Raw genomic sequence first — 11,111 nt, 5'->3', positions numbered from 1 at the left:
TTGACGGAGCTCGCGCTCGGCGGCGACCCGTTCGCTGACGTCCCGCTGAAGGCCGCAGAAATTGGCGATGCGGCCGTTGCCGTCGAAGATAGGGGCGATCGTTAGCTCGCAGTCGTAGAGCGAGCCATCGCGGCGCCGGTTAACCGTCAGTCCACTCCAGGGTTTACCGGCCAGAATTCGGCGCCACATCCCGGCATAGAACTCGGGACCGCGAACGTCGGACTTGAGAATACGGGGCGTTTGCCCGCGGCACTCGTCAAGGGTGTATCCGTTGATGCGGGCGAATGCCGGGTTGACGTAGACGATCGAGCCGGCGGGGTCGGTGATGACCACGGCGTCGTAGGATTGCTCGACCGCCGCGATGACCCGGGCACGCTCGGCCTCGATGCGTCGGAGCTCTCTCGCCGCCGCGTACTCGCGCAACGCCCGATCGACGGCCGCCGGCAGCCGCGCGAGGTTGCCCTTGAGGACATAGTCTGTCGCCCCGGACTTCATGCACTCGACGGCCACGTCCTCGCTCAGGCGACCGGTAACGAAGATGAAAGGTACGTCGATCCCTGACGCCTGCCAGGAGCGCAGAGCTTCCATGCCGTCCATTCGCGGCATGGAGTAATCGCAGAGGATTACATCCCAGGCATTGCCGCTCAGCGCGGCCCGGAACGTCTCCGGCGAGTCGACCACCGTTTCCGAGATCTCGAAGTCATGCCGCAGGCTGGCACGCTCCAGCTCGACGTCGTCCGGATCGTCGTCGACGAATAGGACTAGCAGTTCACGCACGTCGTAAGCCCTACCAATCGAGGCTTACTATTGGAGCGGGAACTGCACAAGCGATTCCGGCGCCCCGCGCGCGGGGTTACTTGGCCCTGACAGCAGGGCACGGAGCGCGGCACACGGTTTCGCAATCGGCGAGGCCGGCGCATCGCCCCCACGCCGCGCCCCCCGCTGCGTGCTCCGCGAGTCCGTCGTTACCGTCACCAGGCCCGAGCGTTACCGTCACCAGGCCCGAGTACGCGATCTCCAGCGACTTCCCCGCCGCGCGCGGGCGCGGAGCAACAACCCGAGGGCGACCGGGACGAGCAGCCACGACGATGCACGGGTGCCGTCGTCGGACTGCACACCGGGCGCAAGAGCGCAGCCGCTTTCCTTGGGCGGCGGCGTGATCACCGATGTGGCCGTGGGCGTGGGCGTGGCGGTGATCGGGAATCGGGTTGGGGTGGGAGTTGCGGCCACAATCGTCGGTGTGGCCGTTGCTTCTGCCGAGGGGGTCGCCGTCGCCGTTGCGACCTGCGTGGGGGTTTCGCTGGGCGTCTGACTGCGCGTGGGTGTCGACGTCGGCGGACTCGTCGCGCTTGGCGTCACGGTGTTCGTGCTCGTCGGCTCCGCGGTTGACGTGGGCGTTGACGTCGAGGTGGGAGCCAGCGTCGGCGTTTCGGTGGACACTGTCGTCGGGGTCGACGTCGGCTCGGCCGTCGGGGTGTCGGTGGGGGCCGTAGTGGTCGGCGTCGGCTCCGGCGTTGCGCTGTCGGTCGGCGTCGCCGTGACTTCGGCCGTGGCCGTTTCGGTGGGCGTGCCCTCCGCCGTCGGCGTTTCCGTAGGCGTACTGTCGGAAGTCGGCGTTTCGGTTGGTGCGACGCTCGACGTCGCGGTTTCCGTTGGCGTAACGTCCGGAGTGGTAGTCTCGGTCGGCGTAACGTCAGCAGTGGCGGTTTCGGTCGGCGTAACGTCAGCAGTGGCGGTTTCGGTTGGGGTAACGTCAGCAGTGGCGGTCCCGGTCGGCGTAGCTTCCGGCGTGGTCGTTCCCGTCGGAGTATCTGTCGGTGGGGCCGTGATCGAGCCCGTTGGGGTAACGGTCGGGGTTTCCTCCGGCGTGGTCGTTCCCGTCGGGGTGACCGTGGTCTCCGGTGTCGGCGACGGGGTCGAGGCTCCGGTTGGGGTCTCGGTCACCGAGCCGGTGGGCGTCGCGGTCGGAGTGTCCGCGGCAGGTGTGGTCGGGGTGGCGGTTGGGATATCGCCGGTCGGGGTCGGAGTGGGTACGGGGGTATCGGTTGCGGTCGGGGTGGGAGGTTCGGTCGGTACCGGCGTTGTCGTTTCGGTCGGGGTGGCGGAGGGCGGCCCGGCGGTATCGGTTGCCGTCGGGGTGGGCTCTTCACTCGGCGTCGGCGTAACGCTCGGGGTCTCGGAAGGTCCGGGAGAACCGGTCGCGGTCGGGGTCGGGGTTGGAACGCCGACCACAGCGACGAGATCGATCTTCTGCGGACCGTCATCGACGTCCAGCACCACCCCGCCACCGACGTCGGCACCGACGACGGTAGAGAACGAACCGAAGCGGGACGCGAAGTTCATCACCTGAAAGGTCTCGCCCAATGCTGGTATGAAGCCGCCGATGCGATTGATACTGAGTGTGCCCGCGAGGTTGGCACCTCCGGTTACGTTCAGCGTGCTAGCCAGCAACGGGGCTGGACCGCTGATCGAGGTCACCAGTGTGCCCGTGAGCTGCTGTATGAAGATCCCCTGGATCGTCAACTGGGGCATGATTTGCGGTATCACCGTGCCGCTGTTGAAGACGAAGGCTACAACGGTGCCGTATCCGTCCAACTTGCCGCCGCTGGCGACGGACACGGTCGAGGCGGTAAGCGAACCACCGTTCATGCTCAGTGTTCCGGCGCCGGATACCTCGACCGTGCCGACCTGAGTCGTGCCGGAGAGGGCGGCGGTACCCGAGGGAATCTTGACCTGGTCGGCGACGGTGGGAATGCCCGGCGGCGACCAGTTGCTGCCGTCGAGCCAATCGGCCACGTTAACCCCGACGAAGGTCTTGACCTCTGCCTGAGCGGGGAGCGCGGTGCACAAGAGCGCAAGTGCCAGCGCCATGGTCAGTCGGGAGCGCATCGTCGGTATCATCAACTCACCAGCCCTTTTACGGTTCAGTTCCGGTAATTGTTCCTGCGGCCGTCCGTCCGGGAGCCATGTCTGGTGACAACGGGTTCGTCACCCGTGGAGGCTGCCATCCCCTTGGCGAAACGCCTTGTTGGCCGTGGCTTTACCCGCCCCGGCCGCGGGCGTCAAGCGAAGAAACGGCGGGCGCGGACCTGCCCGATCGGCAAGGCACTCACGCACTGCGCCGAACCGGGGCACGCTCGGGGCGTAGCGGCGCCGAATCGCTGTCTCCGCCGGCCGCACCATCGCCAGCCGGAGAGGGCTTGCCCGGAGCGAACTGCCACTTCGCCATGGTCCACACGTCGCGCAGGTCGCTGCCGAGGGTACGCACGACCGAGGCTTCGAACCCGGAGTGCATCAGACAGTTATGGCAGCGCGGGTCGCGGCGGCTTTCCCAGTAGTCCCAGTTGACGCCGTCCCAGAATGCCTTCCAGTCCGCGTAGTAGACCCCCTCGACGAGGTAGCACGGACCCTTCCAGCCCTTCGGAGTGCGCGTGGGGTTGCCCCAGGGGGTGCAAGGGTACTCGCGCTGCCCGGCGGCGAACTGCAGAAAGAGAGGTGTCGAATACAGGCGGAAGCGTTTGGAGAGCGACAGCACGCGTTTGAACTTCTCGTGAATCTCGCGCTTGAACAGGAAGTGGTCCTCCTCGATTTTTTCGTAGTGATAGCCGGGAGACAGCAGCATGCCGTCGACGCCGAGACCGGTCAGGAAAGCGCACATTTCCTCGATCTCGTTCATGTCGGTCTCGCGATAGACCGTCGTGTTGGTGCACACGTTGTAGCCGAGTCGTTTGCCTTCCCGAAGCATTGCCACCGCCTTGTCGAAGGTCCCCTTGCGGTCGGTGACGAAGTCGTGCGTTTCGCGCATGCCGTCGAGGTGGATGTTGATCGAGAGCCGCTTGTGCGGGCGTCCCTTCTTGTAGAAGCGATCGAGGAGCAGGCCGTTGGTGCAGAGGTAGATGTGCCGTTTGCGGGCGACGATGCCTTCGATCAGCTCCGGGAGTTCCGGGTAAATCGTCGGCTCGCCGCCGCAGATCGAGACCACCGGCGCACCGCACTCGTCGACCGCGGCGAGGCACTCTTCCAGCGGCAGGCGATCCTTCAGGTCGCCGCTGTAGCGTTCGGGCGAGCAGCCGAGACAGGCGAGGTTGCAGGTGTGCAGTGGCTCGAGCATGAGCACATAAGGGTAGCGGCGGTTACCGCTCCACCAGTTGCGCAGTTGCCACTTCATCATGTCGGTGGTGATGTGCAGGGGAAATCGCATGGCGTTCCTCCCAGAGGCGATCGCGGCGCTCACTGTTCCCAGAAAAAGGCCGCGAAGAAGCGGTCGAGACTCCGCTCGGCGGCGTGCAGCATGCGGCGCAGAGCCAGGAGCTGCCTGACGGTAGCGGGGTGACGGACGACGTGGCGCGCCAAACCGAGCGGCCGGAGCCGGCCGCTGGCCGGGTCGAGGAAGTTGCCGGCCTCGTCCAGTTCGGTATCGGCCGTATCGAGGATGGCGCGCACCGACGCAAACGGCACCTCGGCGCGGCCGGCGTACGCGCCGATTGCCGCGCCTTCCATTTCCACTGCGACCGCCCCGGTGCGCCGGCCCGCGTCGCGCTTGGCATGCGCCGAATGCAGTACGCGCGGGCTGCTGAGTATCGGGCCGCAGCAGGTGCGGACGTCCAGGCGCGCGGCGACGCGCCGGGCGCGGGCCGTCGCCGCATCGTCGGTGGCGATGCGCCCGTCATCGCCGGCACTGACCACGGCGGTGGCGACGGCGAGATCCCCCGGGCCGAGATCCGGAGCGAGCGCGCCGGCGCAACCGGTGGACAGATAGAGCGAGAAGGCCCCGGCCGCGCGGATGGCATCCGCGGCGGCGCCGGCACGTTCCGCGCCAATACCGGTCTGCACGACGACGGCCTCGCCCGGCCCGGCCCGGCCGGTCCAGGTCGGGAAGGGTCCGAGTCGGTCGCGATGCACCTGTCGCAAGTGGCGCAGCACTGGCCGGCATTCCCAGCGCAGGGCCGCGAAGATGGCAACCCGCCCGGCCGTCATGGCTTCCTCAGTCGGGCCGCCACGGCCGCCGCGGCGCCGTAGCCGCTGGCCACCGCCCCTTCGATGACGGGCGGTAACCCGGTGCGTGTCCAGTCGCCGGCGAGAAAAAACCGGTCGAGCGGTGTCGGGGTTTCGGGCCGCAGTCTTTCCACGGCCGGAGTGGCGGAGATCGTCGCGTGCTTTTCCTTCACCACCACGGTGCGTACGACCTGGGCAGCCCTTGCTGCCGGCAGGACGCGGCGGGTGTCGTCGACGACGATCCGCGCGATTTCGTCGGGGTCGCGGTCCACCAGATCGTGGCCGGCACTGATGACGGCGCTGAGGTACTGGCCCCCGTGATTGCCCTCGCCGGTCAGCGCCGTGCGATTGAACAACCACTGGGTGGTGGTGCCGACCAGGCCGACGAAGTCGGCGTCGAGCACGGGGCGGTCGAACCAGAGATGTGTGGAGACGATCGGCGAACTGCCGAATCGATCGAGGCCGCGGTACATCGGGTGATCGCGTAGGACGGCAGGGAGCAGCCCGGCGAGCACGCGCGGCGGCACCGCGCTCACCACGGCATCGGCGTCCAGTCGGCGCCCGTCGCGCACCAGCACGGCGAGCTTCCCGTCGGATGCGGGCGCGAGGCTGTCGACGGCGGCGTTCAGGACGATCGTGCCGCCGCGCGTTTCGATGAAGAGGCGGGCGTCTTCGGTGTACAGATCGCTCAGCCCCACGCGCGCGAGTACGAACTGCGAATCGCGCCGGCTGCCGAAGAAGGCGCGGGCGAGAACCTCGGCCAGCGGTGCGGCGACGGCCCGATCGGGAGCTTCGTTGAGGGTTGCGATCGCGAGCGGGTACCAGAAGCTGGCACGAGCATTCGGCGACTGGCCCAGTGCGGTGAGCAGATCGGCAACGGTCCACGTCGTCAGGCGCGGGTCGCGGGCCTGACGCATCCGCATCAGGCGTGCTCCGCCCAGCGCGGCGCGCAGCCGTTCCCGACGCGTGAGCAGCCGGTAGCCGAAAATGGCGCTCAGCATGTGCAAGGGGCCCGGTAGCGTGCTGCACGCAATGGCTCCGGCCCCGAGGTCCGCGTGTCGCATTTCGACGCGCAGGTTGTCCTGGCGCACCAGCTTGTTGCTCGCGCCAATCCGATCGAGGAAGGCAAACGTATGCGTGTAGCACCCCATCATCGCGTGCTGGCCGTTGTCGACGACGGCACCGGTCTGCCGATCGGTGAAAGAAAAGGCCCGGCCACCGAGCCGCCCGCGGCCTTCGACCACCGTCACCGCGTAACCGCGTTCGGCGAGATCGACCGCGGCGGTCAAGCCGGCGAAGCCTCCGCCGATGACAACGACGTGCTGCGCCATGGGCTCTCAGGACCCCAGCACGGGCAGGTGCGAGCGGCCCCAGGCGGCCATCGCCAGTGTGAGCTTCTCGTAGCGCGGCAGCGTCACCTTGGGTCCGAACACGTCGTAGTGACGCGCTTCGATGCGGTGCAGCAGACGTTCGTAAATGAACCGCATCGCCTCGGCGGGCGCGAGGCTGCCGCGGTCGGCGGCGGCAAGCGCACCGCGGGCACGCAAGTAGTAGGCGCGCGCCCGACCGCACTCGAACGCCATCAGCGCAGCGACGCGCGACGAGTAGCGTCCGGCCAGCAGGTCGTCCTCGGTACAGCCGAAGCGCGCGAGATCCTCGAGCGGCAGATAGATGCGGCCGCGGCCGGCGTCCTCGTGGACGTCGCGCAGGATATTCGTCATCTGAAACGCAATGCCGAGATCGAGCGCGTAGTCGCGCGCGCTGGAATTGCGGTAACCGAAAATCTCGATGCAGAGCAGGCCGACGGTGGAGGCGACCAGGTAACAGTACCCGTGCAACGCGTCGAAAGTTTCGTAACGGGTGCGCGACAGGTCCATCTCGACGCCGCGGATCACGTCGGCGAAGTGCTGCTTCTCCAGGGGGAAGCGCTGCCGGGCGTCGGCAAGCGCCGTCCCTATCGGATGGGTGGGGCGCCCGTCGTAGACCGCGTCGAGCTCGGCACGCCAGCGCCCGAGCAACCTGACCGGATCGCCGCGGCCGCAGTCGTCGGCGATGTCGTCGACGAACCGGCAGAAGGCATAAACCGCGTAAAGCGCGTTGCGCCGCGCGGGGCCCAGTAGCTGAAAAGCGTAATAGAAATTGCTCGAACTGCGCCGGGTGATATCGCGGCAGACGGCGTACGCGTCGTCCAGCGACGTTGCGTCACCCTCGTCGCGGTCGCCGCCGGTGCACGGTCCGGCGGCGGCCGACTCCGCGGGGCGGGGCGGTTGCAGCAGTGCACGCACGACCAACCCGGCCTTTTTCCGCCTCGACACCTCGGGACGGCGAGTCGCGACGTCGTAGTCCACGGCCTCGATCGCGCGCAGGATTTCCAGACCGCCCCACGCGAAGAGCTGCACCTCGCGGCCCAAACGGCGCTCGACCATGCCGGCCAGAACCAGCCCTTCCTGCAGCATGGTGCGCGCCCGTTCGACCTCGAAGGCCATGAGCGCGTGTGTCGAAGAGGTGCGCCGGCCGCGCAGGATGTCTTCGGGGGTGGCGCCAAAGCGTTCCAGATCTTCGAGCGGGACGTAGAGGCGGCCCCTGGCGGCATCGATGGCGACGTCCTGCCAGAAGTTGGCGAGCTGGAGCCCGCTGCAGATGCGGTCCGCGAGTGCCTGCCGTTGGGCATCGCGATAGCCGAAGAGGTACAGGATCAGATGTCCGACCGGATCGGCGGAGCGCCGGCAGTAGTCGAGCAGGCTGTCGAAGGTCGGGAAGCGGCGGAAGGCGGCATCCTGGCGGAAGGCATCGAGAAGCTTGCGAAACGGATCGCTCGGAATCGCGAACCGCTCGACCGTGTCGCGCAACGCGACGAACACCGGTTCGGTGGCGCGCCCCTGGTAGCAGGCCTCGAGCTGGTGCTCCCAGGCGCTCAGACGCGCGAGCCGATCGGCGACGGGCAAATGCCCCTCGTCGGCCATATCGTCGGCGGCACGAGCGAAGGCGTAAATCGCCGCGATGTGGTCGCGCAGCCGGCGCGGCAACAGCCACGAGCCGACGGTAAAGTTCTCGTAGTGCGTCGTCGCGATACGCCAGCAGTGGCGGTACGCGGCCGCAACGGAAGGAGGTCGCGCCGTCATCGCCGCCTGCCCTCCCCCGCCCGGTCGGGTCCGGCACCGTTGCCGCCGTGGCTCGTCAGTTGCCGGCGGAAATTGCCGAGCGCCATCAACGGGAAGTAGTTCCGGTACATGTAGTACCGGAGATAGAAGTGGCGCGGAAAGCCGGTGCCGGTAAATAGGGGCTCGTCCCACTCGCCGTCGGCACGCTGCGTGGCGATCAAGTGCTCGATGCCGCGTAGCACCTCGGGACCGAGTTCGTCTTCCCCGGCGAGCAGCCCGAGGACCGCCCACGCCGTCTGCGACGCCGTCGACGATCCCTTGCCGGCCAGGCTCTCGTCGGCATAAGACGCCAGCGTTTCGCCCCAGCCGCCGTCGGGGTTCTGATGCGCCTTGAGCCAGGCGACGGCGCGGCGCACGTGCGGGGCTCGCAGATCGTCGCCGATGGCGCGCAGCCCGCTCAGCACCGACCACGTGCCGTAAATGAAGTTGCACCCCCAACGGCCCCACCACGCTCCGTGCGGGCGCTGGGTGCGCAAGATGTAGTCGTGGGCGCGTCGAGCGCGATTGAAGCGCAAGTCGTATCCGTAGACACCCATCAGCTCGAGAATTCGCCCGGTGAGATCTTCGGTCGGCGGGTCGATCATTGCCTCGAGATCGGCGAAAGGAATCTGGTTGAGGAACTCGGAGTCGTTGTCGGTATCGAAAGCGCCCCAGCCGCCATTGCGGCTCTGCATTCCCAGAGTCCAGTTCATGCCGTAGGCGATGGCGCGGTCTTTCGCCGCGGGATCGAGGCCGGCGATACGCTTGAGGGCCATCAGAATGACGGCCGAATCGTCGACGTCCGGGTACCAGTCGTTGGCAAACTCGAAGGCCCAGCCACCGGGCTCGAGGTTCGGGTTGTAGACCGACCAATCGCCGGGCTTGAAGATCTGATTGCGAATCAGCCATTCGGCGGCGCGCGTCAGGCCGGGGTGATCGTCCGGCAGGCCGGCGTCGAGCAGCGCCTTTGCCATGAGCGCCGTGTCCCACGTCGGCGACACGCAGGGCTGGAAGAAGAGCGCATCGCCGTCGGCCATGACGAAGTTGTCGACGGCCCGAATGCCTTTGACCACGGCAGGATGGTCGGCCGGATAGCCCAGGGCGCGCAGCGCCATGACGCAGTTGATCATCGGCGGCTGAATGCCGCCCCAACCGCCGTTGACGTCCTGCCGGTCGAGGATCCAGCGCTCGGCGCGCTCGAGGGCGCGCCGACGCCACGGGCGCCACGGTACGGCGCGGAGCGCCTTGAGGGTCTTGTCGACGGCAAGAAAGAAGTTGCGCCAGGTGATCGGCTCGGGGCTGCGCCGGTAGCCAAGATCGGCCGCCGTCGGCGGCGCCAGCCAGAGCTCGTCGATGGCCTGGGCGGCGTCGATGGGCACGTGCGGGCGTTTCGCCATCAGCACGGTCAGCGGCACCACCGTCTCGCGGGCCCAGCTCGACAGCGCGTAGATGTTGATCGGGAACCACGGCGGCAACAGTACGAGCTCCACCGGCATGGCCGGCAGACCCTCCCACGGGAACTGGCCGAAGTAGGCGAGGAAGGTGCGGGTGAACACTCCCGCCTTGACGAGTCCGCCGTGGGCGCGAATGAACTCGCGAGCGCGCCGCAGAGGTTCGTCGGCGGCGGAAAAGCCGCACAGTTTCAGCGCGAAGTATGCCTCGATCGTATTGCTCACGTGTCCGGGAGCGCCTTCGTACAGGCCCCACGAACCGTCGTCGCGCTGCGTGGCGAGGATGTGATCGCAGATGCGCTGCTCGACGCGAGGTTGCGAACGACCGATGAAACGATTGAAGAACACGAACTCGGCATCCATCGAGACGTTGGCCTCGAGCGGTGCGTGCCAGTAACCGTCGGCGTGCTGCTGGTCGAGAAACGTCGCCTGGCTGAGCCGGATCGCGGCGTCGAGGCGGGCCAGCAGCGGCTCAGGCGCGTGCGGCGTGAGAGTCGTAGCGGTCGCGGTCATGGAATCCTCTCTGTGGGATGGCCAGGTCGGTCGCGAAGGCGTGCCAGCCGGCGGCCACGAAGGCTTCGACCAGGGTTTCGCGGTTCGTTGGGCAGAGACAGATCACCGCGCCGCCACCGCCGCCGCCTGTGAGTTTGGCGCCGAGCGCGCCGTGCCGTCGCGCACAGTCCACCATACGATCGAGCTCCGGGGTCGATACGCCAAGCTGCACGAGCCATTCGTGATTGGCGCCCATCAGCGCGCCGAGCTGCGGATAGTCCGCCGTCTGCAGAGCGGCTTCGGCGGTGCAAACCAGATCGGCAATCGCGTCGAAGATGCGTTCGTGGCGCGCCGGCTCGGCCGCACGTCTTTCCCGCAGCATGGTAACGGTACGGCGCGTTTCGCGCGGCAGGGTGCCCAGCGCGATAACGAGCGGCACGGCCGCCGGCGTGCGCAACGGCCGGACCGGCACACCGTGCTGAAAGACCACCGCTCCCCCGTAGGTGGCCACGGTGTTGTCGATGCCCGAGGGAAACCCGTGAAAGATCTTTTCCAGTTCGAATGCGCGGGCGCACACCTCCGGCAGCGGCAACGGCTCTTCCACCCATTCGGCCAAAGCACGAATCAGCGCCACGCTCAAAGCGGCCGAGCTGCCAAGACCGACACCGAGAGGCAGATCGGCGCTTATCGTGGCGGCGAAACTGTCGTGGGCAACGGCGAAGAGCCCGGCGGCGCGGGCAAGCGCCTCGGCGAGACGCGGATCGTCGATCGGGGGAAGCTCAACCCCGGAGAGGGCGGGAGCCGGGGTCGAGGGGGGCACGACCGCCGGTTGGATCTCCGTTGACCCCTCTCCGGGGCCCAGCGCGGTGATCAGGCCCAAGCGGGCCTGTCCCGTGCCCTTATCTAAGGCGATTGACACGTGTCGGTCAATAGCGGTCGCCAGAGCGGGTCGACCGTAAACGACCGCGTGTTCGCCAAGCAGGATGACCTTGCCCGGGGCCGTGCCGCGGGCAACGGGGCGCAAGCCGGTCAT

At 67.7% G+C, this 11,111-nt stretch carries 8 protein-coding genes; all 8 read right to left on the bottom strand.

Annotated features, from left to right (window positions below; genetic code table 11):
* A partial coding sequence (locus tag L6Q96_12460) for a PAS domain S-box protein (GenBank protein MCK6555372.1) occupies positions 1-777 on the bottom strand: 777 nt, incomplete at its 3' end.
* A gap of 216 nt (positions 778-993) precedes the next feature.
* Positions 994-2,889 (bottom strand): hypothetical protein, encoded by a 1,896-nt coding sequence (locus tag L6Q96_12455; GenBank protein MCK6555371.1) that lies wholly within the window; start codon positions 2,887-2,889, stop codon positions 994-996.
* 220 nt (positions 2,890-3,109) lie between these two features.
* Complete coding sequence (gene hpnH / locus L6Q96_12450; protein MCK6555370.1) at positions 3,110-4,201, bottom strand: adenosyl-hopene transferase HpnH; 1,092 nt, start codon at positions 4,199-4,201, stop codon at positions 3,110-3,112.
* A gap of 29 nt (positions 4,202-4,230) precedes the next feature.
* Positions 4,231-4,977 (bottom strand): hypothetical protein, encoded by a 747-nt coding sequence (locus L6Q96_12445; protein MCK6555369.1) that lies wholly within the window; start codon positions 4,975-4,977, stop codon positions 4,231-4,233.
* Positions 4,974-6,326, bottom strand: a complete 1,353-nt coding sequence (hpnE, locus tag L6Q96_12440) for a hydroxysqualene dehydroxylase HpnE (GenBank protein MCK6555368.1) — start codon at positions 6,324-6,326, stop codon at positions 4,974-4,976. Before hpnE ends, L6Q96_12445 begins: the two co-directional genes overlap by 4 nt.
* 6 nt (positions 6,327-6,332) lie before the next feature.
* Positions 6,333-8,117 (bottom strand): squalene synthase HpnC, encoded by a 1,785-nt coding sequence (hpnC, locus tag L6Q96_12435; GenBank protein ID MCK6555367.1) that lies wholly within the window; start codon positions 8,115-8,117, stop codon positions 6,333-6,335.
* On the bottom strand, positions 8,114-10,099 hold the full coding sequence (gene shc / locus L6Q96_12430) for a squalene--hopene cyclase (protein ID MCK6555366.1): 1,986 nt from the start codon (positions 10,097-10,099) through the stop codon (positions 8,114-8,116). Before shc ends, hpnC begins: the two co-directional genes overlap by 4 nt.
* Positions 10,059-11,111, bottom strand: a complete 1,053-nt coding sequence (gene mvk, locus L6Q96_12425; protein MCK6555365.1) for a mevalonate kinase — start codon at positions 11,109-11,111, stop codon at positions 10,059-10,061. The genes shc and mvk overlap by 41 nt, the downstream gene beginning before the upstream one ends.

It is taken from the genome of Candidatus Binatia bacterium, assembly GCA_023150935.1.
Classification (GTDB): domain Bacteria; phylum Desulfobacterota; class Binatia; order HRBIN30; family HRBIN30; genus JAKLJW01.
Note: the sequence above shows the minus strand (reverse complement) of the source record. Positions and strands in the feature narration are given on the sequence as shown.

Coding starts and splice junctions, on each gene's coding strand:
- L6Q96_12455 (MCK6555371.1), bottom strand. CDS start 2,889: ATGCGCTCCCGACTGACCATGGCGCTGGCACTTGCGCTCTTGTGCACC.
- hpnH (MCK6555370.1), bottom strand. CDS start 4,201: ATGCGATTTCCCCTGCACATCACCACCGACATGATGAAGTGGCAACTG.
- L6Q96_12445 (MCK6555369.1), bottom strand. CDS start 4,977: ATGACGGCCGGGCGGGTTGCCATCTTCGCGGCCCTGCGCTGGGAATGC.
- hpnE (MCK6555368.1), bottom strand. CDS start 6,326: ATGGCGCAGCACGTCGTTGTCATCGGCGGAGGCTTCGCCGGCTTGACC.
- hpnC (MCK6555367.1), bottom strand. CDS start 8,117: ATGACGGCGCGACCTCCTTCCGTTGCGGCCGCGTACCGCCACTGCTGG.
- shc (MCK6555366.1), bottom strand. CDS start 10,099: ATGACCGCGACCGCTACGACTCTCACGCCGCACGCGCCTGAGCCGCTG.
- mvk (MCK6555365.1), bottom strand. CDS start 11,111: ATGACCGGCTTGCGCCCCGTTGCCCGCGGCACGGCCCCGGGCAAGGTC.